Origin of the sequence: Streptococcus dentapri, from assembly GCF_042649885.1 — a bacterium.
Classification (GTDB): domain Bacteria; phylum Bacillota; class Bacilli; order Lactobacillales; family Streptococcaceae; genus Streptococcus; species Streptococcus dentapri.
Genome location: NZ_JBHSAC010000033.1, coordinates 508 through 27,385, shown reverse-complemented (window position 1 = coordinate 27,385; position 26,878 = coordinate 508). Strand labels below are relative to the sequence as shown.

22 protein-coding genes and 2 tRNA genes are annotated in these 26,878 nt (G+C 40.2%); 22 read left to right on the top strand and 2 right to left on the bottom strand.

The features are described from left to right. The first annotated feature begins 366 nt into the window (after positions 1–366). Positions 367–4,650: a glycoside hydrolase family 70 protein gene (locus tag ACFOSE_RS03520; protein WP_380430570.1), complete on the top strand. Its 4,284-nt coding sequence runs from the start codon at positions 367–369 to the stop codon at positions 4,648–4,650. Between the two features lie 136 nt (positions 4,651–4,786). On the opposite strand, the gene ACFOSE_RS03515 is transcribed toward ACFOSE_RS03520, so the two are convergent. Next, positions 4,787–6,226, bottom strand: a complete 1,440-nt coding sequence (locus ACFOSE_RS03515; protein ID WP_380430567.1) for a KxYKxGKxW signal peptide domain-containing protein — start codon at positions 6,224–6,226, stop codon at positions 4,787–4,789. A 295-nt stretch (positions 6,227–6,521) separates the two neighbouring features. Here ACFOSE_RS03515 and ACFOSE_RS03510 point away from each other — a divergent pair, with 295 nt between their 5' ends. The 21 genes from ACFOSE_RS03510 (at position 6,522) to ACFOSE_RS03410 (ending at position 26,550) form a co-directional block, all read left to right on the top strand. Continuing rightward, positions 6,522–7,220 carry a YoaK family protein gene (locus tag ACFOSE_RS03510; RefSeq protein ID WP_380430565.1) on the top strand — a complete coding sequence of 233 codons (699 nt, stop codon included), beginning with the start codon at positions 6,522–6,524 and terminating at the stop codon, positions 7,218–7,220. Positions 7,221–7,382: 162 nt separating this feature from the next. After that, a complete protein-coding gene (locus tag ACFOSE_RS03505; protein WP_380430562.1) occupies positions 7,383–8,288 on the top strand; it encodes a LysR family transcriptional regulator in 906 nt (301 codons plus the stop codon). A gap of 15 nt (positions 8,289–8,303) precedes the next feature. Beyond that, positions 8,304–8,768: a signal peptidase II gene (gene lspA / locus ACFOSE_RS03500; RefSeq protein WP_380430559.1), complete on the top strand. Its 465-nt coding sequence runs from the start codon at positions 8,304–8,306 to the stop codon at positions 8,766–8,768. Then, a complete protein-coding gene (locus ACFOSE_RS03495) occupies positions 8,752–9,648 on the top strand; it encodes an RluA family pseudouridine synthase (protein WP_380430556.1) in 897 nt (298 codons plus the stop codon). Before lspA ends, ACFOSE_RS03495 begins: the two co-directional genes overlap by 17 nt. 210 nt (positions 9,649–9,858) lie before the next feature. Beyond that, positions 9,859–10,380: a bifunctional pyr operon transcriptional regulator/uracil phosphoribosyltransferase PyrR gene (gene pyrR, locus ACFOSE_RS03490; protein ID WP_380430553.1), complete on the top strand. Its 522-nt coding sequence runs from the start codon at positions 9,859–9,861 to the stop codon at positions 10,378–10,380. A gap of 98 nt (positions 10,381–10,478) precedes the next feature. After that, positions 10,479–11,414 carry an aspartate carbamoyltransferase catalytic subunit gene (locus tag ACFOSE_RS03485; RefSeq protein ID WP_380430550.1) on the top strand — a complete coding sequence of 312 codons (936 nt, stop codon included), beginning with the start codon at positions 10,479–10,481 and terminating at the stop codon, positions 11,412–11,414. Positions 11,415–11,576: 162 nt separating this feature from the next. Further along, entirely contained in the window at positions 11,577–12,665 is a 1,089-nt protein-coding gene (locus ACFOSE_RS03480) for a carbamoyl phosphate synthase small subunit (protein ID WP_380430548.1), read from the top strand. A gap of 77 nt (positions 12,666–12,742) precedes the next feature. Next, the gene (carB, locus tag ACFOSE_RS03475; RefSeq protein ID WP_380430545.1) at positions 12,743–15,922 is read left to right on the top strand and encodes a carbamoyl-phosphate synthase large subunit; all 3,180 of its coding nucleotides are present in this window, start codon (positions 12,743–12,745) and stop codon (positions 15,920–15,922) included. A gap of 397 nt (positions 15,923–16,319) precedes the next feature. Beyond that, positions 16,320–17,483, top strand: coding sequence for an efflux RND transporter periplasmic adaptor subunit (locus ACFOSE_RS03470; protein WP_380430542.1), 1,164 nt, complete (start codon positions 16,320–16,322; stop codon positions 17,481–17,483). A 26-nt stretch (positions 17,484–17,509) separates the two neighbouring features. Further along, positions 17,510–18,196, top strand: a complete 687-nt coding sequence (locus ACFOSE_RS03465; RefSeq protein ID WP_380430579.1) for an ABC transporter ATP-binding protein — start codon at positions 17,510–17,512, stop codon at positions 18,194–18,196. A gap of 11 nt (positions 18,197–18,207) precedes the next feature. Further along, on the top strand, positions 18,208–19,437 hold the full coding sequence (locus ACFOSE_RS03460; protein ID WP_380430540.1) for an ABC transporter permease: 1,230 nt from the start codon (positions 18,208–18,210) through the stop codon (positions 19,435–19,437). Between the two features lie 190 nt (positions 19,438–19,627). Next, complete coding sequence (gene rpsP, locus ACFOSE_RS03455) at positions 19,628–19,900, top strand: 30S ribosomal protein S16 (protein WP_380430537.1); 273 nt, start codon at positions 19,628–19,630, stop codon at positions 19,898–19,900. A 10-nt stretch (positions 19,901–19,910) separates the two neighbouring features. Further along, complete coding sequence (locus ACFOSE_RS03450; protein WP_380430535.1) at positions 19,911–20,150, top strand: KH domain-containing protein; 240 nt, start codon at positions 19,911–19,913, stop codon at positions 20,148–20,150. Between the two features lie 74 nt (positions 20,151–20,224). Further along, positions 20,225–20,296: transfer RNA gene (locus tag ACFOSE_RS03445), tRNA-Gln, on the top strand. Positions 20,297–20,375: 79 nt separating this feature from the next. Next, a tRNA-Arg gene (locus ACFOSE_RS03440) sits at positions 20,376–20,450 on the top strand. 95 nt (positions 20,451–20,545) lie between these two features. Further along, a complete protein-coding gene (gene rimM, locus ACFOSE_RS03435; RefSeq protein ID WP_380430532.1) occupies positions 20,546–21,064 on the top strand; it encodes a ribosome maturation factor RimM in 519 nt (172 codons plus the stop codon). Further along, the gene (gene trmD, locus ACFOSE_RS03430) at positions 21,054–21,779 is read left to right on the top strand and encodes a tRNA (guanosine(37)-N1)-methyltransferase TrmD (RefSeq protein ID WP_380430576.1); all 726 of its coding nucleotides are present in this window, start codon (positions 21,054–21,056) and stop codon (positions 21,777–21,779) included. Before rimM ends, trmD begins: the two co-directional genes overlap by 11 nt. 28 nt (positions 21,780–21,807) lie before the next feature. Further along, positions 21,808–22,806 carry an NAD(P)/FAD-dependent oxidoreductase gene (locus ACFOSE_RS03425; RefSeq protein WP_380430529.1) on the top strand — a complete coding sequence of 333 codons (999 nt, stop codon included), beginning with the start codon at positions 21,808–21,810 and terminating at the stop codon, positions 22,804–22,806. Between the two features lie 131 nt (positions 22,807–22,937). Further along, positions 22,938–23,681, top strand: coding sequence for a DeoR/GlpR family DNA-binding transcription regulator (locus ACFOSE_RS03420; protein WP_380430573.1), 744 nt, complete (start codon positions 22,938–22,940; stop codon positions 23,679–23,681). After that, positions 23,678–24,589, top strand: coding sequence for a 1-phosphofructokinase (gene pfkB, locus ACFOSE_RS03415; protein ID WP_380430526.1), 912 nt, complete (start codon positions 23,678–23,680; stop codon positions 24,587–24,589). The genes ACFOSE_RS03420 and pfkB overlap by 4 nt, the downstream gene beginning before the upstream one ends. Next, positions 24,586–26,550, top strand: coding sequence for a PTS fructose transporter subunit IIABC (locus ACFOSE_RS03410; protein ID WP_380430523.1), 1,965 nt, complete (start codon positions 24,586–24,588; stop codon positions 26,548–26,550). The genes pfkB and ACFOSE_RS03410 overlap by 4 nt, the downstream gene beginning before the upstream one ends. 78 nt (positions 26,551–26,628) lie before the next feature. On the opposite strand, the gene ACFOSE_RS03405 is transcribed toward ACFOSE_RS03410, so the two are convergent. Beyond that, positions 26,629–26,878 (bottom strand): IS3 family transposase (locus tag ACFOSE_RS03405; RefSeq protein ID WP_380430520.1); only part of this gene is annotated, 250 nt, incomplete at its 5' end.

Genomic DNA, 26,878 nt, shown 5'->3' with positions numbered 1-26,878 from the left:
TTTTAGTATACTCCTAAACAGAGCAAAAAGCTCTTAGAAATGCAATTCCAAGAGCTTTGTCTTCAGTCTGTAAAGTTCTCCGAACACCGGAGAACTTTTTTTGTGTTGTTTTTTTAGTTACATTCAAGTTTAATTATTTCTCAACTAGTTTGAATGTTACAATAATTTTATTATTTATAGTAGTTAAAAACGAGATTTAGGAAAAAGATAAGGAAATACCCGCTAAATATAAGGAAAAACCTTTAATAAAAAAACGTAAATAAATAGAAATATTTTGAAAAAAATGGTAAAATAGCATAGCGGTTAAACTGTATTTATGACTAAAAACCATCTGACCGTTACTTTTTAAATTAGGAGGACTCCTTTATGGAGAAGAATGAACAGTACAAGATGCGTAAGGGGAAAAAGGGATGGATGACTGTCTCTGTCGCATCTGCAACGATGTTGTTGTCGGCTTTAGGGGCTTCAACTGTTATTGCTGATACCGAAACACCTGACGAAACAGCTAACCAAGCGATCGCTAATGATCAACAAGCTGATTCAACACAAGAAATGTCTGCAGTAGCTGAGCAACCAACAGCAACTTCTGAACAAGCGGCTAATCAAGATGCTAACACTGATGAAGTAGTGGTAGCTCAGAATGATCAAGCAGCCGTTCAAACAGAAGATACTACCAAATGGGTGGCTACGGAAACAACGGATCAAGCAGCTAACCAGGTAGCTGAGTATAAGGTTCAAGCTAACCAACAAGTGCAGAGTGATGCTACAGTTCCTGAAGCTTTGACATCATTATCTAATGTAAAAAATGTCAATGGTAAGTATTACTACTATGACGCAGATGGCAATGTTAAGAAAAACTTCGCTGTCAGTGTTGGTGATCAGATCTTCTATTTTGATGACACTGGTGCTTACAAAGATACATCAAAAGTGGATGCAAGTGACACAACAAAGGCAACAGCCGGTACAACAGAAACGGTCTTCACTGCTAACAATCGTGCTTACAGCACAGCTGCAGAAAACTTTGAGGCTGTTGATAATTATTTAACAGCTGACTCTTGGTATCGTCCAAAAGCTATCTTGAAAGATGGTAAAACATGGACTGCTTCAACCAAAGACGATTTCCGTCCTCTCTTGATGGCTTGGTGGCCAGATACAGAAACGAAACGTCAATATGTCAACTACATGAACAATGTTTTAGGCATTGACAAAACTTACTTAAGCGGTAGTAGTCAAGCGCAATTGGCTCAGGCTGCAGAGCTTGTTCAAACAAGAATTGAACAAAAGATTACAGCAGAAAAGAATACGCAATGGCTTCGTGATGCAATCTCTGCCTTTGTCAAAACGCAATCACAATGGAACAGCGAGAGCGAAAAGCCATTTGATGACCACTTGCAAAATGGTGCGCTTAAATATGATAATGAAAGTGATTTAACGCCAGATACACAGTCAAATTATCGTTTACTCAATCGTACACCAAGTAGCCAAACAGGTAAATTGAATTCTAAATATCAATATAATGCCGATGATCCTTTGGGTGGTTATGAATTCCTTTTGGCTAATGATGTAGATAATTCTAATCCGGTCGTTCAAGCGGAACAATTGAACTGGCTTCATTATCTACTCAACTTTGGTAGCATCTATGCCAATGATCCAGATGCCAACTTTGACTCTATTCGTGTTGATGCGGTTGACAATGTTGATGCTGACTTGCTTCAAATTTCAAGCGACTATCTCAGAGCTGCCTATGGCATTGATAAGAATAATAAAAATGCTAACGATCACCTATCAATTGTAGAAGCATGGAGTAACAACGATACACCATACCTCCACGATGACGGTGATAACCTCATGAACATGGATAACAAGTACCGCCTTTCAATGCTTTGGTCTCTGGCTAAGCCATTGAATGTACGTTCTGGTTTGAATCCATTGCTCAGCAACAGTGTTGTTGATCGAACAAATGACAGTAGTGAAGTAGCAGAGTTTCCAAACTATAGTTTTATTCGTGCTCATGATAGTGAAGTTCAGGATTTAATTCGTGATATCATCAAGGCTGAAATCAATCCAAACGTTGTTGGTTATTCATTTACCATGGATGAAATTGAGCAAGCCTTCAAGATTTACAATGAAGACCTCAAGAAGACTGATAAGAAATATACTCACTACAACACAGCTCTTTCTTATGCTTTGATGTTGACCAATAAAGCGACTGTGCCACGTATCTATTATGGGGATATGTTTACAGACGATGGTCAATATATGGCTAATAAAACAATCAACTACGATGCTATTGAAAGTTTGTTGAAAGCACGTATCAAGTATGTTTCTGGTGGTCAACACATGGAAAATCCAAACTTTGGTAGTAATGGGGAGCTAGTCACATCTGTCCGCTATGGTAAGGGAGCCCTGAAGGCAACTGATAAAGGTGATGATTTAACCCGTAAATCAGGTGTCGGTGTCATTGTTGGGAACCAACCAAACTTTAGCTTTGCTAGCGGTCAAAGCCTCACCCTTAACATGGGTGCGGCCCATGCTAATCAAGAGTATCGTGCTCTTATGGTATCAACTACAGATGGTATCGTATCATTTGATACAGATTCAGCAGCAGCGGCAGCAGGTTACACTCGTAGAACCAACGATAAAGGAGAATTGATCTTCTCTGGGGATGATATCAAGGGGGGTGCTAATCCTCAGGTATCAGGTTATTTAGCAGTTTGGGTACCAGTTGGTGCTGCAGCTGATCAAGATATCCGAGTAGCAGCTTCTGAAAGTACAAATACAGATGGAAAAGCCCTTCACCAAGATGCAGCTCTGGATTCTCGTGTTATGTTTGAAGGCTTCTCTAACTTCCAAGCTTTCGCAACGAAAGAAGAAGAACTGACAAATGTTGTTATTGCTAAGAATGTTGATAAATTTGTTTCTTGGGGTATTACCGACTTCGAAATGGCTCCTCAATATGTTTCATCAACAGATGGTACTTTCCTTGACTCTGTTATCCAAAATGGTTATGCCTTCACCGATCGTTATGATTTGGGAATGTCCAAAGCTAATAAGTACGGAACAGCTGATCAATTAGTTACAGCTATTAAAGCTCTTCATGCTAAGGGTCTCAAGGTTATGGCTGACTGGGTTCCAGACCAAATGTATGATTTTCCAGAGCAAGAAGTTGCATCTGTTACCCGTACAGATAAATTTGGTAAACCTATTTCTGGTAGTCAAATCAACAATTCACTCTATCTTGTTAATAGTAAGAGTTCTGGTAAAGATTACCAAGCTAAATATGGCGGTGAATTCTTAGAAGAACTTCAAGAGAAATACCCTCAACTCTTTGAGAAAAAACAAATTTCAACAGGTGTTGCTATAGATCCATCTGTTAAAATCAAGCAATGGTCTGCTAAATACTTCAATGGTACCAATATTCTTGGACGCGGTGCGGGCTATGTTCTCAGCGATCAAGCAAGTGGCCGTTACTTCAACGTATCTGACAATAATCTCTACTTGCCAAATATCTTACTCGGTAAGTCAGCGGCATCAGGTATCAGCTACAATGGCACTGGTTATATCTATAATTCAAGCACCACAGGTGACCAAGTGAAATCTGCTTTCATTACTGAAGGAAATAACTTGTATTATTTCGGTAAAGATGGTTACATGGTCTTTGGTCTGCAAAATATCAATGGTGCTAACTATTATTTCTTATCAAACGGTGCTGCATTAAGAAACAGTATCTATACTGATAAAGAAGGTAAGAGCTATTACTTTGGTAATGATGGTAAACGTTATGAAAATGGTTATCAACAATTTGGTAACAGCTGGCGTTATTTCAAGAACGGTGAAATGGCAACTGGTCTTACTGTTGTTGATGGCTTTACACAATACTTTGATCAAGAAGGTATCCAAGTTAAGGGTAAACTTGTAACAGACAAGGATAATAAGGTTAGATATTTTGATGAACATTCTGGTAATGCTGCTAAAAACACCTTTATTCAGTCAGCAGGACATTGGTACTACTTTGGTAAAGATGGTGTAGCTGTTACTGGTGCTCAGACTGTCGATGGTCAACATCTCTACTTTGAATCAAATGGTCAACAAGTTAAGGGTGATTTCGTCACTGATTCTAATGGTCATCTTCGTTTTTATGATGCAGATAGTGGTGATATGTGGACTAATACCTTCGTGTCGGATAAATCAGGTCACTGGTACTACCTCGGCAATGATGGTTCAGCTGTTACAGGCGCCCAAACTATCAACGGCCAACGCCTTTACTTCAAATCAAATGGTCAACAAGCCAAAGGTGAATTTATTACCGATGACAATGGTAAGGTTCGTTATTATGACGCTCACAGTGGAGAAATGAAAACTAATACCTTTGTTTCAGATAATTCAGGATATTGGTATTACTTTGGCAGCGATGGTTCAGCTGTTACAGGCGCCCAAACTATCAATGGTCAAAGACTTTACTTTAAGTCGAATGGTCAACAAGTTAAAGGTGATATCGTGACTGATAATCGCGGTCGTGTCCGTTACTATGATCCAGATTCTGGTGAGCAAGTCTTTAACCGCTTTGTTCAAGCATCTAATGGCAAATGGTATTATATTGGTAATGATGGCTATGCTTGGACACGCGAACAAGTTTTTGGTAGATGGTAAAAAATGTCTAACTGTAATGAACTATGATTACAATAAAAGAGGACCTTTCGGTTCTCTTTTTACATCATTTAAACATTGTTATACTAAAAAAACACTTCCAGTCCTCGCAGAAGAAGTGTTTTAGTATAGAATAATTTTATTTAACCTCAGTAGCGTTGCCATCAGCATCAATATTATAAATTTGACCACCGATTTCTACGTTGCTACGATTGCGCCACATATCACCTGAATCTGGGTCAAAGTAACTATTACCTTTGCCAGTATCAACCAATTTATATCCTCCTTTAACTTGTTGACTTGAAGCAAAGTTAAAGTAGAGTGTTTGACCATTGATTTCTTGTAGACCACGAGCAGCTGTGCCATCAGAGGTCAAATAGTACCAACTGTAGCCAGTAATTCCGTAGGGATACTGCGTATTAGCTTCTCTGACAAAGCGATTGGTCCACATTTCACCAGTATCTTGATCAAAATAATAATTTTGTCCGTTGATGTTAATGAGGTAGCCCTTTACTTGAGCACCACCATAGTTAAAGTACATTTTCTTACCATCAATGGTACGCCAACCTTCAGCCAGTTTACCATCAGGATCAATATAGTACCAGTGATTGTCATTTTCATAGAAAGTGCTTGGTTTGAATTCTTTATTGATCACTTCACCGGAATTGCTATCCGTTTGAATAACCTTGCCGTCAGCATCAGTACCAATCCCCTTTAATTGAATTCCGTTTGGTCGGAAGTAGTAATTTTTACCATCGATTGTTTGATAGCCTTTAACAGCTTTACCATCGGCACCAAAGTAATACCAGTGTGTGATAATATTGCTGCCTCCATTTAAATACCATCGATTGGTCCACATTTCACCAGTTTCATCATCGAAATAGTAGGTATTATCAGGATCAATAGTAAAATTGTAGCCCTTGGTCAGAACAGTATTATCGAAATAGTAAGTTTTGCCATCGATTGTTTGCCAACCATCTAACTTGTTACCTTGTTCATCTTGATAATAGGTGTGACCGGTTTTCTCGTCTTTCACCCAGCCGGCAGTGATGGTTTTTTGTTGATCAGAAGATGTGACGATAGCGTGGCTATCTTTGACATCAGATTCTTTAGTTTCCTCACTGGTCTCAGTGGTAGAGGTAGCTTGTTCATCTTCGACATTCGCGACAGAACTTTGTGGAGCGGTCGATTCTTTAGAAGTAACCGTTTCACTTTGTTCATAACTTTTTTCTTGTTCTTTTTCATCTGTTGGTTCAATTTTATCAACTGGAGTCCAATTTTGCTGAGTTACTGCATTGTCGACAGTAGAGGTATCTGTTGACCGGTTCTCTACAGAGACAATTTCTGGATTTGTTTCAGAGGTAGCTTTAGCAGATACTGCTACGGGTTGAGTTTGAGCAACTTCATCTGCTGTTAATTCAACAGTTGCCGATTCGGATGGAGGAGTAGTTGTTTGCTCATCGGCTGCAGCCTTACTATTTTGTGCTAGCAAAGCTACCGATAATGCAGTAACCGTTCCGGCAATAGCTACCCATTGTTTCTTAACTTTATGAAGTTTGTAAGCTGTCTTGTGTTGCATAATTAAACCTCCTTATGCGGTATTATTGTAAGACGCCCGTATTGTATCACAATTTTTAAGAACTGTTGGTTGAGACTTTAAAACGATTACATATTGTAACTTCAATGATAAAAAGCTAATCTTTTTGCAAGAAAATTCATTGCTTGGAAACTCTATTAGTCAAAAAATAGATCGAAAATAAAGCTAACAATGATAATAAAAGAGCACAAAAATCTCGTCAGAGGAAATTGAAATTTTCTCGGCAAAAGAGTAAAATTAAAATAAATTTATGAGATGGAGTCGTCAAAAAAACGATATGACAGAATCAGCGCATAAACTGGCAATTATGCCACAAAATACACGCCTAATGGCCTTTTTTCTGGGATCGGTTGGTGGTTGTTTGGATGTCTTTTCCCACATGCAATTTGGGACTTTGATTGCCACCCAGACGGGTAATATTCTTCTTTTGATTGCTGATTGGGGAGAAAAGAATCTAACGAAGACACTTGATAGTATCCTTTCTTTGGTATTTTTTACTATTGGTTTTATTCTTGCTATCCTCTTTAAAGAGCGGGCTAAAAATGCTCATTGGCGCAGTGTTGGTATCCTGCCTCTCTTTATCAGCAGCTTTTTATACCCCTTTTTTTCAGAGTATAAGTTGATTTGGATTCCTCTGTTGGCTGCCAGTACTGGAATGATGATGCTCACCTTTACAGGATCAAAAATTGAAGAACACGATTATGTCATTATGATGACTTCAGGGAATTACCGCAAAATGGTAACGGCTTGGTTTGATTTTCTACGCTTTAAAGATAGGCGCCCCTTAATCAAGCGCCAAGCAATCAATTATAGCATTGTGGTAGGCAGTTTTGTCGGCGGTGCTATAATTACAGGTATTTTAACCCATATTTTTCAAACCTATGCTATCTGGTGTGTAACAGCTGTACTTTTTGCCATTATCCTTGTCTACACAACTTTGGTTAAAGCCTATGACCTAGAAGAAGAGGTCCTTTAATATATTTAGAACTGTCTCGCTCTTTTCTGACAATCTAAAGCTCTCCTGATTGTAAGAAGGGAGAGTTTTTTTGTGAATAAAGAAGATAGTGATTAAAGCTACCAGTAAAAAAAGCCTTTTTTTGTTATAATAAAATGAGTGACCTTTTAGAAAGAAGACAGTATGAATATTCAACAATTACGCTATGTTGTAGCCATCGCTAATAGCGGAACTTTTCGTGAAGCAGCTTCAAAATTATTTGTCAGTCAACCCAGTCTCTCTGTTGCCGTTAAGGATTTAGAAGCGGAGCTAGGTTTTCAAGTTTTTACTCGGACAACGACAGGAGCTGTTTTGACAAGTCAGGGAATGCTTTTTTATGAAAAAGCGCTGGATATTGTTCGAAATTTTGATTCTTTTGAAAAACAATATACCAAACCGGATAACAGTAATCCACAATTCTCCATTGCTAGTCAGCACTATGATTTTCTCCCTCCCTTGATTACTAGTTTTTCTGAGCGTTATCCTGATTATAAGGATTTTCGTATTTTTGAGTCCACCACAGTTCAGATTTTAGATGAGGTTGCCCAAGGTCATAGTGATATTGGTATTATTTATATCAATAATCAAAACAGTAAAGGAATCCAGCAAAAGATAGATAAACTGGGGCTAGAGTCTGTGGAGCTAATTCCTTTTCAGACCCATATTTATTTATGTAAAGAACATCCCTTGGCTGGAAAATCTAGTTTAACTATGAAGGATTTGGCTGGCTTGCCAACCGTTCGTTTTACACAGGAAAAGGATGAATACCTCTATTATTCTGAAAATTTGGTGGATACAACAGAGAGCTCACTCATGTTTAATGTGACCGACCGTGCAACCTTGAATGGTATTCTTGAGCGGACAGATGCTTATGCGACAGGCTCTGGCTTTTTAGATAGTCGCAGTGTCAATGGTATAACGGTCATTCCGCTTGAAGATCACTTAGACAATCGGATGATTTATGTTAAACGAGTAGATGCTACCTTGTCTGCCTGCGCCCTCAAATTCATCAATGTCATGTTTGAGTATTTTAATACTTTTAATCCCTAGTCTTGAGGAAAGTTTATGAGAAAGATTATTATTCTCTTGGCCCTTTTGTTTTTAATTATGATGGACCAGCTTAGTAAGTTTTGGATTGTCGATCATCTTACGATAGGAGAAATTCAGCAATTTTTCCCTCCTATTTTTAGTCTGACCTATGTACGTAATTATGGCGCCGCTTTTTCCATTTTACAAAATCAACAATGGTTCTTTTTTCTAATAACGCTTGCTGTGATAGGGGGGGCTGTCTACTATCTTATTAAGTATTTGAAGGCATCGGTTTGGCTATTGACTGCTCTGATCTTGATTATTGCTGGTGGTTTGGGAAATTTTATTGACCGTATCAGGTTGGGTTATGTTGTTGATATGATCCATCTAGACTTTATGGATTTTGCTATTTTTAATCTAGCGGATGCCTATTTGAGCATCGGAGTTGTAATACTTATAATTGTCTTTTGGAAAGAGGAAAAAGATGGAAGTTATCATTAAAGACGCAGGGATACGTCTTGATAAAGCTTTAGCGGAGCTCACCACGCTTTCTCGCTCGCAGGCTAATGATGCTATTAAGTCGGGGATGGTAAAGGTTAATGGAGAGATAAAAAAAGCAAAATATACAGTCCGAGTTGGGGATCTTATTACTTACGAAGAGCCTGAGCAAGTCGAGTTAGAGTATCTGGCAGAGGATATTCCCTTGGATATTATCTATGAGGATGCAGATTTAGCAGTGGTCAATAAACCCCAGGGTATGGTTGTTCATCCTTCGGCAGGGCACTTATCAGGAACGCTGGTCAATGCTCTGCTCTATCATATCAAAGATCTTTCGACCATTAATGGTGTGGTCAGACCTGGCATTGTTCATCGTATTGATAAGGATACATCGGGACTTCTGATGATTGCTAAGAATGATAAAGCCCATCAGACTTTAGCAGCTGAACTTAAAGATAAAAAATCTTTGCGCAAGTACTTAGCTATTGTTCATGGCAATCTCCCTAACAATCATGGGACCATTGAAGCTCCTATCGGTCGTTCAGAGAAGGACCGCAAAAAGCAGGCTATTACTGCCAGAGGGAAACCAGCCATCACTCATTTTCAAGTCTTGGAGCGTTTTGCTAATTACACGTTGGTAGAGCTGAGATTAGAGACAGGGCGCACTCACCAGATTCGGGTTCATATGGCCTATATCGGACATCCTCTTGCGGGGGATTCCCTATATGGATCGCGTAAAACACTAAAAGGAAAGGGGCAATTCCTGCATGCCGAGACTTTAGGCTTTACCCATCCCACAAGTGGAGAACTTCTTGAATTTTCGGTAGAACCACCTGCTATCTTTAAAGAAACTTTGGAAAAACTCCGTCAAAACAAGTTTTAAGGTGACTTGTTATCTTCAAAGTTCTCGCTTGTTTTCCCTAATAGATTCTGCTATAATACTGCTAATGAATAAATTCCTTTAAAACTGTCCAGAGAGGCAGGCAAGGAGAGACAATGAAGTGTGTGGTTTTGCCATACTTATGTTTTGTGCAATCTCCTTGCAGGTTCAAGGAGATTTTTTTGTTCAAAAAATTTTAAGGAAGGATTTCCTATGAAAACAAAAGAAGTCGTTGATGACGTAACCATGAAACGTGCCATCACCCGCATCACCTATGAGATTATTGAACGCAATAAAAGTCTTGACAATCTAGTTCTCGCAGGGATTAAGACCAGAGGTGTTTACATCGCTCGTCGCATTCAAGAACGTTTGAAGCAGATTGAGAATGTTGATGTTCCAACTGGTGAAATGGATATCAGATCTTTTCGTGATGATATCAAGGCAGAGGAAGATACGACGCAGATACCGGTTGACATTACTGGCCGTGATGTGATCTTGGTGGATGACGTCCTCTATACCGGCCGTACCATTCGTGCCGCGATTGACAATCTAGTGAGTTTGGGGCGACCTGCGCGCGTGAGCTTGGCTGTTCTGGTTGATCGCGGTCACCGTGAACTGCCTATTCGTGCCGATTATGTTGGAAAAAATATTCCGACAAGTGCAGAAGAAGAAATTGTTGTCGAAATGCTAGAAGTTGATGGTAGTGACCGAGTTAGCATCAATGATCCTAATTAATGGGCTTACAGACTTGTCGCTTTTACAAAACTAATAATTAAGGTAATTTCAATTGGGTATTATCCTCATCAAATTCTTCCAGAAAAGGACTAAGATCTATGGTAGTAACAAATGGTATAGTCTCGCTTAAGCACTTGGTGACTATGGAAACCTTATCAAATGAAGAAGTGCTGGGCTTGATTAAGCGAGGTTTGGCCTTTAAACAAGGTCGGGCAGATTTCAAACTAGATCGCCAATATTTTGCGGCTAATCTTTTTTTTGAAAGTTCCACACGTACCCATAAATCCTTTGAAGTAGCGGAGAAAAAACTGGGCTTAAGTGTCATTGAGTTTGACGCTAAAACTAGCTCGCTCAACAAGGGAGAGACGCTTTATGATACAATCTTAACCATGTCAGCTCTTGGAGTAGATATCTGTGTCATCCGCCATTCACAAGATGATTATTATAAAGAATTGATTGATAGTAGAACGATTCAAACCTCTATTGTCAATGGCGGAGATGGATCGGGTCAGCATCCCAGTCAGAGTCTTTTGGATCTCATGACCATCTATCAAGAATTTCAAGAATTTGCTGCTTTTGAAAATTTAAAAATAGCCATTGCTGGTGATATAACACACTCTCGTGTTGCCAAATCCAATATGCAGATTCTAAAACGCTTGGGAGCCCAGCTTTACTTCTGTGGTCCTGAGGAATGGTATTCTCTTGAGTTTGATGTCTATGGGCAATACCTGCCGATAGATGAAATCGTTGACCAAGTTGATGTCTTGATGTTATTGAGAGTGCAGCATGAGCGTCACGATGGTAGGGGCAGTTTTTCCAAAGAAAACTACCACCGTCTTTATGGTTTAACGCAAGAGCGTTATGATAGATTGAAGGACAATGCAATTATTATGCATCCAGCGCCTGTCAATCGGAATGTAGAAATCAAGGATGACTTGGTTGAAGCACCGAAATCACGCATTGCTGCCCAGATGCAAAACGGAGTTTTCGTGCGTATGGCTATTCTTGAAGCGATCCTCAATGGTAAGGCCTAACTAATGAGCAATAAAAAGGGATATAAGCAACTTAAGGTTTTCCATTTAGAGCCTTATTTCTCCCTATTTCACTATAAAGAAAGGAAAACTACAATCAAAAAAGCTAGATGAAATTTTTCATCATCTACATTCTTTTTTTGGATTGTCCTTGGTATCTTAAACATGGCAAAACGACTCTTAATCTTAGAAGACGGAACAATTTTTGAAGGACAGGCTTTCGGTGCTGGCGTGGATGTTACTGGTGAAATTGTCTTTAATACTGGTATGACAGGTTATCAGGAATCCATTACTGACCAGTCTTACAATGGACAGATTTTGACCTTTACCTACCCTTTAGTGGGGAATTATGGTATCAACCGTGATGACTACGAATCCATAACTCCAACCTGTAAGGGCATTGTCGTATCTGAAAATGCTCGACATGCTAGCAACTGGCGCAACCAGATGTCTTTGGATGAATTTTTAAAATCGAAAAACATTCCGGGTATTTCTGGTGTTGATACCCGAGCTTTAACTAAAATTATCCGCAAACATGGGACAATGAAAGCAACCATGGCCAATGAAGGAGATAGTGTTGAGCATTTGCAGGATCAACTTAGAGCTACGGTTTTACCAACCAATAATGTTGAACAAGTCTCCACTAAGGCAGCCTACCCAGCCCCTGGTGTAGGTAAAAATATTGTCTTAGTAGACTTTGGTCTCAAACATTCCATTTTACGTGAGTTTTCAAAAAGAAACTGTAATGTGACGGTAGTTCCTTATAAGACGACAGCCGAAGAAATTTTGCATCTCAATCCTGATGGTGTTATGCTTTCCAATGGTCCTGGTAATCCAGAGGATGTCCCAGAAGCATTGGAAATGATTAGAGGTGTTCAGGGGAAGATTCCTATCTTTGGTATCTGTATGGGCCATCAGCTCTTTAGTCTAGCTAATGGTGCCAGAACTTATAAGATGAAATTTGGGCACCGCGGTTTCAATCATGCTGTTCGTGAAATTGCAACTGGTCGTGTAGATTTTACGAGTCAGAACCATGGTTATGCGGTGGACCGCGATACTTTGCCAGACAGTTTGATTGTGACCCACGAAGAGATAAATGACAAATCGGTTGAGGGTGTGCGCCATCGCTATTACCCTGCTTTCTCTGTTCAGTATCACCCTGATGCTGCACCGGGTCCCCACGATGCTAGCTATCTCTTTGATGAATTTTTAGAATTGATTGATGCTCATCGTGAAAGTAAGTCTAACGGTTAGTCTGAGTTAGGCAAATGAATGTTCTTGTTATATTTAAAGTTATTCAGTGAGATAGCAAATAGAAATTGAGGTAAATAATGCCAAAACGTACAGATATTAAAAAAATTATGGTTATTGGGTCCGGTCCAATTATTATTGGTCAAGCAGCTGAATTTGACTACGCTGGCACTCAGGCCTGCCTTGCCCTGCGTGAAGAAGGCTACACGGTCGTTCTGGTCAATTCCAATCCAGCAACAATCATGACTGATAAAGAGATTGCAGATAAAGTTTATATCGAGCCGATTACGCTTGAGTTTGTGACACGTATTTTGCGCAAGGAGCGTCCAGATGCCCTCCTACCAACGTTAGGTGGCCAAACCGGTCTCAATATGGCTATGGAACTATCAAAGGCTGGTATCTTGGATGAACTCGGTGTTGAATTACTGGGGACAAAACTATCAGCGATTGACCAAGCTGAAGACCGTGATCTTTTCAAACAACTCATGGAAGATTTAGAGCAACCGATTCCAGAGTCTGATATCGTCAATACAGTGGACGAAGCTCTTGCCTTTGCTGGAGAAATTGGCTATCCAGTCATTGTCCGTCCAGCCTTTACTCTGGGCGGTACAGGTGGCGGTATGTGTGCCAATGAAGAAGAGCTGCGTGAAATTGCGGAAAATGGATTGAAACTTTCACCGGTTACTCAATGTTTGATTGAGCGCTCCATCGCTGGTTTCAAAGAAATTGAATACGAAGTTATGCGAGATAGTGCCGATAATGCTTTGGTCGTTTGTAACATGGAAAATTTTGATCCAGTCGGTATTCATACAGGTGATTCCATTGTCTTTGCACCAACTCAGACCCTTTCTGATTATGAAAATCAGATGTTGCGTGACGCCAGTCTTAAAATTATTCGTGCTCTTAAAATTGAAGGGGGCTGTAATGTTCAGTTGGCTCTAGATCCCAACAGCTTTAAATATTATGTCATTGAAGTCAATCCGCGGGTATCTCGGTCATCTGCACTGGCTTCTAAGGCAACTGGCTATCCTATTGCTAAATTAGCGGCTAAAATTGCAGTTGGTTTAAGCCTTGATGGGATGATTAATCCCGTTACCGGGAAGACCTATGCCATGTTTGAACCTGCTCTGGACTATGTTGTCGCAAAAATTCCACGTTTTCCTTTTGATAAATTTGAACATGGTGAACGTCGCCTAGGAACACAGATGAAAGCGACAGGAGAAGTCATGGCTATCGGTCGCAATATCGAAGAAGGTCTACTTAAGGCTTGTCGCTCATTGGAAATAGGAGTTTATCATAATGAGATGCCTGAATTAAGTCAAGCATCTGATGACCAACTTTTTGAAAAAATTGTTAAAGCTCAAGATGACCGACTTTTTTATATTTCCGAAGCTATCCGTCGTGGCTTTACCATTCAGGAGATTGCCGAGTTGACTAAGATTGATACCTTCTTTCTGGATAAGTTGCTCCATATCTTTGAAATTGAACAGGAACTCAAAGCTCATGTTAATGATCTTGATGTCCTCAAAACAGCTAAGGTCTATGGATTTAGTGACCGTAAGATCGCTGAACTTTGGAATACCGATGCTGATGTTATTCGCCAACTCCGTCTGGATAATAAGATCATTCCAGTCTATAAGGTGGTTGATACCTGTGCTGCAGAGTTTGAATCGGAAACTCCTTATTTCTATTCAACTTATGCCTTTGAAAATGAATCCATCAAGTCCGACAGAGAATCAGTTATCGTATTAGGTTCAGGACCAATTCGTATCGGACAAGGGGTTGAATTTGATTATGCGACTGTCCATTCGGTTAAAGCTCTCCAGAGCGCTGGCTATGAAGCCATCATCATGAACTCAAATCCTGAGACTGTCTCAACGGACTTTTCTGTATCAGATAAGCTTTATTTTGAACCATTGACTTTTGAAGATGTGATGAATGTCATTGATTTGGAACAACCTAAGGGTGTCATCGTACAGTTTGGTGGACAAACAGCTATCAACTTGGCAGAACCATTGTCAAATGCGGGTGTCAAAATCCTAGGAACTCAGGTAGCAGATTTAGATAGAGCCGAGGACCGCGATCTCTTTGAACAAGCCTTGAAAGATTTGGATATTCCTCAGCCACCAGGTTATACGGCGACGAATGAAGAAGAGGCGGTTGAGGCCGCCCGCAAGATTGGTTTCCCTGTTCTGGTTCGGCCGTCCTATGTTCTTGGTGGTCGCGCTATGGAAATCGTTGAGAACGAGGAAGACTTACGTTCTTACATACGTACGGCTGTTAAAGCCAGCCCAGATCATCCGGTATTGGTCGATTCCTATCTCGTTGGACGAGAGTGTGAAGTCGATGCCATATCAGATGGTGAAAATGTCTTGATTCCGGGTATTATGGAACACATTGAACGTGCCGGTATCCACTCCGGTGACTCCATGGCTGTTTATCCACCACAAACCTTGTCGCAGAACATCATCACTACCATTACAGATTACACCAAACGTTTGGCCATAGGTCTTAACTGTATCGGTATGATGAATATCCAATTTGTTATTCATGATGAAAAAGTTTATGTAATTGAGGTCAATCCTCGTGCCAGCCGTACAGTTCCTTTCCTATCTAAGGTAACAAATATTCCGATGGCTCAAGTTGCAACTAAACTTATCTTGGGACAAAGCTTGCTAGAGTTGGGGTATCAAGATGGTCTTTATCCTGAGAGTGATAGCGTTCATGTTAAAGCACCAGTCTTTTCTTTCACAAAATTAGCCAAGGTAGACAGCCTCCTGGGGCCTGAAATGAAATCAACTGGTGAAGTCATGGGTTCCGATAGCACACTTGAAAAAGCTCTTTACAAGGCATTTGAAGCTAGCTATCTCCATCTCCCTACTTTCGGTAATGTTATTTTTACGATTGCTGATGACACTAAGGAAGAGGCCCTTGATTTAGCTTGTCGTTTTAATGCTATCGGTTATGGCATTTATGCAACAGCTGGCACAGCTAAATTCTTCCAACAATACGGATTAAATTCAATTCTCGTTGATAAACTTGGCGATAACGATGATAACGATATCCCAGCCCTAGTTCGCAGCGGTCTTGTTCAGGCTATTGTCAATACCGTTGGTACTAAACGTATAGCTGATGAGGATGGACAAGCTATACGCAGTGCTGCTATTGAAGCAGGAATCCCTCTCTTTACAGCTCTGGATACTGCGGCCGCTATGATTCGTGTTCTGGAAAGTCGTAGCTTTACAACCAAAGCTATTTAAAAATTAAGAGGTAGGGAAAAAGTCCTGCCTTTTTGTTTTACTCTAGTTTTACCAGATTAATGAAAGTCCTGCCTAATCAACGGTGCAGAAAAAAGTAGGAGACAAAATCGAAATTACGATTTTATCACAATTTACCGATTTTTGTTCCGCTCTCCTTTGCTATCCATGACAACACTAACCATTCAGAATTCCTTATTTCTATCAGCAAATTTCAGTTATATTGATAAGAGGGTTGGTTCAGTTTAGATAAACATGATTATAGAAAACTCTTGACAGAGTTCTAAAAAGATTTTATACTTGTATTGTTTAAACAACACAATGCTAACTTACAATTCTGTAAGTCCCTATCACTATTTACTTGATACAATCTTATTATCAAGAGAAAAGGAGTTCCAACATGGCACGTCAACGCAAAAAAAGCACTATGTCAAAAAGAAAAAAATGGGTTATCACAGGTGTGGCTGGCATCGCTCTTTTAGGAGGTGGCTACATGGTGACTCAGGCTATCTTTAATTCAGGTATGCAGGCTAAGCAGTATACTTTGGCTAGCGCCAATAAAGGAAGTCTTGCTTCCTCAACCATTTTATCTGGTAAGGCTAAGTCGGTTTCCGAACAGTATGTTTATTATGATCCATCCAAAGGGACTAATCCAATCATAAATGTTTCTGTTGGTGATCAGGTTGCAGCAGGTCAGGCTTTGGTACAGTATGATAGCACTTCAGCCCAGATTGACTACGACAGTGCTGTCCGTGCCTTAAACAATGCTGGCAATGCCATTACCACATTTAAAAGAGATAATGCAGCAATAGCCGGTACAACAGAATACAATAGCCAGTTGCAGGAGTTAAATAATGCCTATGCTGATGCTCAAGGAAATGTCGATAAGGCGCAGTTAGCTTTGAACGCAACAACTGTAAACAGCGATGTTACTGGTACTGTTGTTGAAGTAGCTGAAAGTATTAACCCATCAACGCAGACCAGTCAAACGCTGGTTCATGTGGCTAGTGAAGGTCAGATACAAATCCAAGGAACTTTGACAGAGTATGATTTGGCTAATGTTAAGGTCGGTCAAAATGTTAAGATTAAGTCCAAGGTTTATCCGGATAAGGAGTGGACAGGGACCATCAGCTATATCTCTAATTATCCAAATGAAAAATCGGACAGTAATAATGCCAGTGGCTCTGGTGACTCAAGTTCATCCAGTTCTTCTAGCGCAACTTACGATTATAAGGTCGATATTACTAGCGATCTAGGTGATTTAAAACAGGGTTTTACAACATCAGTAGAAGTTGAAGACGATACAGAGAGTATTATAGTACCTGTCAAGGCTGTTGTGACTCAAGATGATAAATCCTATGTCTGGGTTTACGATAATAAAAATGGTAAAATTACTAAAACTGAGGTAGTACTTGGCAAGGCGGATGGCAAGAATCAGCAAATTTCATCTGGTCTCAATGAAGGGCAGACTGTTATAGGTAATCCAAGCAAGGATCTAAAAGATGGTCAAGATATTTCTGGTTCTGTAGATAAAGCATCGTACAGTTCAAAAACTACGGGGTGATTCTAGTGAGTAATAGCAATGTTTTAATGGAATTAAAGGGAATTACGAAATCCTACCGCAACGGGGAACAGGAGTTAGAGGTCCTTAAGGGAATCGATCTCACCGTTCAAGAAGGAGAATTTCTTGCCATTATGGGTCCCTCAGGATCAGGTAAGTCTACTTTGATGAATATCATTGGACTTTTAGATAAAGCGACAAAAGGTAGCTATTCCTTATCAGGACAAGCGGTTGAGAAACTCAATCAAAATCAGCTAGCCCATGTGCGTAATAAAGAAATCGGTTTTGTTTTTCAGCAGTTTTTCCTTCTGTCAAAACTCAATGCTCAGGACAATGTAGAATTACCGCTGATTTATGCTGGAGTTAGTAGCTCTAAGCGACATGAGCTCTCTCAACAATTTTTGGAAAAGGTTGAGCTAGTGGATAGACGTAAGCACTTGCCATCGGAGTTATCTGGTGGACAAAAGCAGCGTGTAGCTATTGCGCGTGCTTTGGTTAATAATCCGTCAATTATTCTGGCAGATGAGCCAACAGGGGCACTGGATACCAAGACCAGTAATCAAATTTTAGAACTTCTGACCCAGCTAAATCATGAGGGGAAGACGATTATCATGGTTACCCATGAACCGGAAATTGCCGATTACGCCACTCGTAAAATCGTCATCCGTGATGGTCGGATTACTATGGACACGACCGATAGTGTCCGGATTGATTAAGGAGGGTAGCTATGCAAAATTGGAAATTCGCCCTTAATTCGATCATGGGGCATAAAATGCGTTCATTCTTAACCATGCTAGGAGTTATCATCGGAGTTGCTTCAGTCTCTGTTGTGATGGCCTTGGGGACAGGCTTGCGTAATTATATTGCTAAGCAGGTTAATGAATATAAGAGTAACGTCTATCTCTACTACACGACTGGTAGCACCGATGATGGATACAGTATTGATCAGCTTCCTAAAAACGCTCCTCGAGTGCAAGAAACCTGGTTGCAGACAATCGTTAAAAATACGGATGGTATCAGCGGATATTATGCCACTAATACAACTACTAGCAATGTGACTTATAATAAAAAGAAGGCTAAAAATGTCACCCTAACCGGTGTGAGTCAGTCTTACTTTGACGTTCAAAAGCTTAAGATAGTAGCTGGTCGTCGTCTCAATACCAGTGATTATTCCCAGTTTTCACGTTACATCATGATTGATAAAAATGCAGCTCAAAAGCTATTTTCTTCCTATGAAAATGCCTTGAATAATACAGTTGAAGTTAAGGGGAAGGAGTATCGCGTTATCGGAATCTATAAGGATCCTGATGAAGGAACGCAAAATTATGGTTTAGATATTGGTGGGAAAGCTATTCTCAGTAACACTCTCCTGGCTTCTGATTTTGGTATTGATGAAATATCCACTATTCGTGTTCATATCCCTGATGTAGATAAATCGGTAGCTTTGGGTAAAAGTGCTGCCAAGCAATTGACTGCTTTATCGGGAGCCTTAAGTGGTCGCTTTAAAGATTTTGATATTAGTCAGCAGCAAAAAGCAGCTGAAGCACAAGTTGCAGCGATCTCTACATTTATTGGTATTGTTGGTGGGGTTTCCCTACTGGTTGGTGGTATCGGTGTTATGAATATCATGTTGGTATCTGTGACTGAAAGAACACGGGAAATCGGTTTGCGCAAAGCACTAGGAGCAACGCGCCGCAATATCTTAACCCAATTTTTGATTGAGTCAATTTTACTGACGATGATTGGTGGTCTGATTGGTCTCGCCTGCGCCTATGGTCTTGTTAGTCTCTTACAAAATTCGCAAGCTCTGGTTGCATCAATGGGAAGACCGGTTATTTCTTTTAATACTGTTATTATCAGTATTCTCTTCTCGATCATGGTCGGTATTGTCTTTGGTATCCTACCAGCTAACAGAGCAAGTAAGTTGGATCCTATTGAAGCACTCAGATATGAATAAATCCTTATCCTAATAATCTCAGAATGAGGTTATTGGTCAAAGATAAGACAAGTTAGTAGATTAGAAATTTTATTTAATGCTGTCAAGAAAAAAACTTGACAGTATTTTTATAGTTTGTTATACTTTATAAGTAAGGTGATAGTAAAGCTATGACTACAAATTATTTTTAGAAAAAAGGATTTAAAAAAACATGGCAGTAAAAATTCGTTTAACTCGCATGGGTTCTAAGAAAAAACCCTTCTACCGTATCAATGTAGCGGACTCACGTACACCACGTGATGGTCGTTTCATCGAAACAGTTGGTACTTACAACCCTTTGCTTGCTGAGAACCAAGTAGTCTTGAAAGAAGAGCGTATCCTTGATTGGATGTCAAAAGGCGCTCAACCTTCAGATACTGTACGCAATATTTTGTCAAAAGCTGGAATCATGAAAAAATTCCACGAATCTAAACTTTCGAAATAAGATTTAGCTTATGGATACCATTGAAAACCTTATTATCGCTATCGTAAAACCTTTGATTTCAAAGCCCGATAGTTTCAGTATAAAAATTGAAGACGGATCTGAGTTTTTGGAATACCATTTGGATTTGGCTCCTCAGGATATTGGTCGAATTATCGGCAAGAAGGGACGTACTATCACAGCGATAAGATCGATTGTTTATTCGGTACCTGTTGAAGAAAAGAAAGTTAGAATTGTTATTGACGAAAAGTAGTAGAAGTATTCTGCTACTTTTTTCTTTATCTATATTGACAAGTGCTCTTATTTTAAGTAAAATATTGTTTATATTGGGGTATAGCCAAGCGGTAAGGCAAGGGACTTTGACTCCCTCATGCGTTGGTTCGAATCCAGCTACCCCAGTTTTTTTGTGTTTCTATACCAAGCCAGTGTCCTCACGGACATGCCGGCTTCGACCCCGGCCGCCGGTATAGAGGTACAGGTACCCTTGGCTCAACTAGGTAGAGTACCTGATTACGAATCAGGCTGTTAGAGGTTCGAAATCCTCTAGGGTGCATACTAAGTCCTCTGAAAGAGGGCTTTTTTGTGCTTTGCTTAAATGCTTTCAGCATGATACAATATTAGAGAATCACTAATGATAAAGGACAATTTATGAACTATTTTAATGTGGGGCGGATTGTAAATACTCAAGGTTTGCAGGGTGAAATGCGTGTTCTTTCTGTAACTGACTTTGCTCAGGAACGATTTAAAAAGGGAACAAAACTAGCACTTTTTGATGATAAAGATAACTTTGTAATGACTGTTGAAATTGCTAGTCATCGCAGGCATAAAAATTTTGATATTATCAAGTTTAAGGGAATGTACCATATCAATGATGTTGAAAAATTTAAAGGCTCCAGTCTGAAAGTGGCAGAAGAAGATCTCTCAGAACTAGATGATGGCGAATTTTACTATCATGAAATCATCGGTTTGGATATTTATGAGCAGGGTAAAAAAATTGGTCAGATTAAAGAAATTCTCCAACCCGGTGCCAATGATGTTTGGGTGGTTAAACGTCATGGGAAGCGTGATCTCCTCTTACCTTATATCCCATCGGTAATCCTAGCTGTTGATCTTAACAGAGGTCGTGTTGATGTTGATGTTTTAGAGGGACTTGATGATGAAGATTGATGTACTGACCCTCTTTCCAGAAATGTTTTCACCTGTTGAACATTCTATTCTAGGTAAGGCGCAAGAGAAGGGCTTGATAGACATTACTTACCATAATTTTCGTGAGAATGCAGAGAAGTCACGCCATGTTGATGATGAACCCTACGGTGGTGGGCAAGGGATGTTGCTGCGGGCTCAGCCCATTTTTGATACCATAAAAAAAATACCGTCAAAATCTCCTCGTATACTTTTATTAGATCCTGCGGGACGTAAATTTGATCAAAGCTATGCCGAAGAATTAGCTCAGCAAGAAGAGCTGATTTTTATCTGTGGGCATTATGAAGGGTATGATGAACGTATTAAAAGTTTGGTGACCGATGAAATTTCACTAGGTGATTTTGTTCTCACTGGTGGTGAGTTGGCAGCCATGACAATTATTGATGCAACCGTCCGTCTGATTCCAGATGTTATCGGTAAAGAAGTCAGCCATCAAGACGATAGTTTTTCATCGGGATTATTGGAATATCCCCAATATACGCGTCCTTATAACTTTCGTGGCATGATGGTTCCAGATGTCCTTATGTCTGGTCATCATGAAAATATCCGTCTCTGGCGCCTGGAACAAAGTCTGCGTAAAACTTTGGAACGACGCCCTGATTTATTGAAAGATCGTTCTATGACCGAGGAAGAAGAGAAGATTTTAAATAAAATTCAAGCGGAGAGTGAATCCAAATAATTATTGATAGATAGAGAAAGGAAATAGAATGTCTGAACAAGAAATAAGTGATATTACCATTATTGGAGGTGGCCCTGTTGGGCTTTTTGCAGCTTTTTATGCTGGTTTACGAGGAATGAATGTTAAGATTATTGAGTCTCTATCTGAGCTAGGGGGGCAGCCTGCTATGCTCTATCCTGAAAAGATGATTTATGATATTCCAGTTTTACCAGCTATTAGTGGAGCGGATTTGACAGAGAGCCTACTGAAACAATTAGATCGTTTCAAGGATAGTATAACTATTTGTTTGAAAGAAGAAGTGCTCCATTTTGAGAAAAGTGATGATATCTTTAAAATTGAAACAAGCAAGGGGCAACATTTGGGCCAGGCTATTATAATTGCTTGTGGGAATGGAGCTTTTGCACCACGTACCCTTGGTCTTGATCAAGAGGAATTCTATGCAGATAAAAATCTTTTTTATAATGTTCATAAGTTAGAACAGTTTGCTGATAAAAAAGTGGTCATTTGTGGCGGAGGCGATTCAGCTCTTGACTGGGCTCTTCATTTGGAGACAATTGCTCAAAGCGTGACCCTGATTCACCGTCGTGAGGCCTTCCGCGCTCATGAACACAGTGTTGAATTGTTGGAGCAATCATCTATTAAAGTTTTAACACCCTATCTCCCCTTGGAGCTAAAAGGAGATGGACAACAAGTTACTGGTTTGATGATTCAGAAGGCTAAGTCAGATGAAGTGCTTGAACTTGACCTAGATGCCCTAATTGTTAGTTTTGGTTTCTCAACGTCTAACAAGAATCTTAAAAATTGGGGAATTGATTACAAACGTTCCAGCATCAATGTTTCACCGGTTTTCCAAACGAGTCAGACAGGTATTTATGCTATCGGTGATGCAGCAGCCTATGACGGGAAGATAGATTTGATCGCTACTGGATTTGGTGAAGCGCCAATTGCTGTCAATCAAGCCATTAACTATATCTATCCTGACTGCGATAATCGAGCTGTTCATTCTACATCATTAATCAAGGAATAAAAGTATTGACCAAGTTGTCTAGCCATACTTGGTTTTTTTGATGAAGTGATTGTTTTTGATAGAAAATGCTTGACATTGCTTAGAAATAGCCTATAATAGTTTTTGGAAACGATTGCAAGGAGGCGAGCGATATTCTCAAATCAGAGCGTAAGAAGCTGATTATGGATAGGCTTCGGGAAGATGATTTTGTGACCTTGGATAGTCTCGTTGCTCTTTTGGAAACTTCTGAATCTACTGTTCGTCGCGATTTGGATGAGTTGGAGGCTGAAAGAAAGCTACACCGAATTCACGGTGGCGCTGAGAAATTGCATAGCTTGCAGGAAGAGCTCAGTGTTCAACAAAAATCTATCAAAAACGTGCAAGAAAAGAAGTTGATTGCTCAAAAGGCTAGGGAATTTATCTGTGAAGGCGAGGTCATTTTTATCGAGGCTGGCAGTACCAATGAATTGTTAGTTGATGAGTTGTCAGCAACCGATATTACAGTTGTGACCAATTCGATTAACCATGCTATTAAACTGGTAGACAAGCAAATTCGTACAATTGTTATTGGTGGTGAAGTCAAGATGACAACGCAGGCTAACATCGGTCCTCTGGCTCTAAAGCAGATTAACCAACTCAGCTTTGATAAAGCTTTTATGGGGACAAATGGCATTGATAACGACAATCTGACAACACCTGATATTTATGAGGCTACTATCAAGCAGGCTATCATTGCTAACAGTAAAGAGATTTTTGTTTTGACGGATAGCACAAAATTAGATGTAGTCTCCTTTGCTAAATTTGCCAAGGTAGAAGAAGCAAATTTGATTATCAATCGATCGTCAAAAGCAATCGTCGAAAAATTAAAGAAAAAAACGAAGGTGATTCAAGTATGATTTACACAGTAACCCTCAACCCTTCAATAGACTATATCGTTCGTTTAGAAAGAGTGGTCATCGGCAGTGTTAACCGCATGGACAGCGATGATAAGTTTGCAGGAGGAAAGGGGATTAATGTTAGTCGGATTTTACAGCGCCTAGGTGTTGATAATACAGCGACAGGTTTTATTGGTGGTTTTACTGGTAAATTTATTGAAGACGGGTTGACAGCTGAAAATATCAAGACGAAATTTGTGTCAGTTAACCAAGATACTCGCATCAATGTCAAGATTAAATCCGATGATGAAACGGAAATCAATGGTATCGGTCCACAAATTACGCCAGAGCAACTGGCGGAGTTGGAAGGCGTTTTAAGTCAGCTGACTGCTGATGATACGGTTGTCTTTGCTGGCTCAGCACCTACCAATCTGGGGAATCAAGTTTACAAGCGTTTGATTCCATTAGTTAAAGAGGCTGGAGCAGAAGTTATTTGCGACTTTGAAGGACAGACGCTATTAGATGCTTTAGACTACCAACCCTTGTTGGTTAAGCCTAATAACCATGAGTTGGAAGCCATTTTTGGTATTAAGCTCAATAGTCTAGCTGATGTTGAAAAATATGCGCGCGAAATTCTAGCCAAAGGGGCTCAAAATGTCATCATCTCAATGGCTGGTGAAGGTGCTCTCTTGGTCACTGAAGAGGCAGCTTACTTTGCTAAACCAATCAAAGGTAAGGTGAAAAACTCTGTCGGAGCTGGTGATTCTATGGTCGCTGGTTTTACCGGTGAGTTTGTTAAATCTGGTGATCCGATTGAGGCTCTCAAATGGGGTGTCGCTTGTGGAACGTCAACGGCCTTTTCAGATGATTTAGCCAATATTTCATTTATCAAAGAAACTTATCAAAAAGTAGAGGTAGAAAAATTATGAAAATTCAGGATGTCCTAAGAAAAGAAGTGATGATTCTTGATCTTCAGGCAACAACCAAGGAAGCTGCTGTTGATGAAATGATCAATAAGCTTGTAGAAAAGGAAATTGTGACTGATTTTGATGTCTTTAAAGAAGGCATTATGAAGCGTGAGGCGCAAACATCAACAGGTCTTGGCGATGGAATTGCCATGCCCCATAGTAAAAATGCAGCCGTTACAGAAGCCACTGTTCTCTTTGCAAAATCTTCCAAGGGTGTTGATTATGAAGCGCTCGATGGTGCGCCTGTTGATCTCTTTTTTATGATTGCAGCGCCAGATGGTGCTAATGATACCCATTTAGCAGCCTTGGCAGAACTCTCAAAATATCTGATGAAAGATGGTTTTGCAGATAAATTGCGTCAGGTTACTACACCAGAAGAGGTGATTGCAACCTTCGATGCAGCAGAAGAAGAAAATAAAGAAGCAGCGGCTGCTTCAGCCGCCCCAGTGTCAGATGATAAACCACTTGTTATTGCTGTAACAGCATGTACGACAGGGATTGCTCACACTTACATGGCAGAAGAAGCTCTGATTAAACAGGGTGAGGAAATGGGGATCAATGTTCGCGTCGAAACCAACGGGGCTTCAGGTGTTGGCAATGCCTTGACCGCTGATGAAATCAAGCGTGCTAAGGGGGTTATCATCGCAGCTGATAAGGCAGTTGAAATGGCTCGTTTCAATGGTAAACCTTTGCTTTCACGTCCAGTTGCTGATGGAATAAAAAAACCAGAAGAACTGATTAACACGATCCTAGATGGCAAGGCTGATACTTATACAGCATCAGCTGATGAAACTTCATCTTCAAATGATGCAGGTGACAACTTGAATCTTGGTGCTGCCTTCTATAAACACCTGATGAGTGGCGTTTCACAAATGTTACCATTCGTTATCGGTGGTGGGATTATGATTGCCCTAGCCTTCCTGATTGATAACATTTTGGGAGTACCTAAAGATCAGCTGGGAAATCTTGGGGTCTACCATCAATCCGCTGCTATTTTTAAACAAATCGGTAATGCGGCCTTCAGCTTTATGCTGCCAGTCTTAGCTGGTTATATTGCCTATTCTATAGCTGAAAAACCAGGTCTTGCTTCAGGTTTTGCCGCTGGTTTCATCGCTTCAAATGGTTATGCTATCAATACAGTTGCTTATTTCTCTGGAGACAAAGCAGCAGCTAATCCTAATTTGATTCCTTCTGGTTTCCTCGGAGCCTTAGTTGGTGGTTTCCTCGCCGGTGGTGTTGCCCTCTTGCTTAAAAAATATGTCAAGGTGCCTCGTTCGCTTGAAGGAATTAAATCAATTCTGCTCCTGCCATTGTTGGGAGTTGGAATTACAGGTTTCTTGATGTTGCTGGTCAACATTCCAATGGGAGCTATCAATACAGCTCTCAACAACTTCCTTGAAGGCCTCTCTGGTAGCTCAGCTATCTTGCTCGGCCTTATTGTCGGGGCCATGATGGCTATTGATATGGGTGGTCCTTTCAACAAGGCAGCCTACATCTTTGGTACTGGTACTTTGACTGCGGAAGCTTTGTCACATGGTGGATCAGTAGTTATGGCGGCAGTCATGGCAGCTGGTATGGTACCACCGCTTGCCGTATTCGTGGCAACTCGTCTTTTCCCTAATAAATTTACAGAAGAAGAACGCGATTCTGGTTTGACCAATATTGTCATGGGTCTATCCTTCATTACTGAAGGGGCTATCCCATTTGGTGCTGCTGATCCAGGACGTGCCATCCCAAGTTTTATGGTTGGGTCTGCTCTGACAGGAGCTCTTGTTGGTTGGACTGGTATTAAGCTCATGGCTCCCCACGGTGGTATATTCGTTGTTGCCTTGACAACAAACTGGTGGCTCTATCTCATCTTTGTAGCCATCGGAGCAATTGTTTCAGGAATTATCTTTGGGGCTCTTCGAAAAGAAAAATAAGAGTAAGTATATATTAAAAGAAAAGGCTGGGACAAAAGTAGCACTGCACCCACATAATGGGACAGAAGAAAAACACATTTATGCGGCCAGTTTTCTGTACTCTACAGGAGACAGGTCGTTTAATCTCTGTTGAATTCTAGTTTCATTATAAAATATGATGTAATTTTCGACAATATCTGTTATACTATCTTTGGTTAGGTTCCTCCAGTTATGGAGATAGAAGGTTTCAGACTTTAGGATGGAATGGAACCATTCGATACAGGCATTATCCGCTGGTGTTCCCTTACGGGACATGGAGCGGGTGAGGCCTTTTTCTACGCAAGCCTGA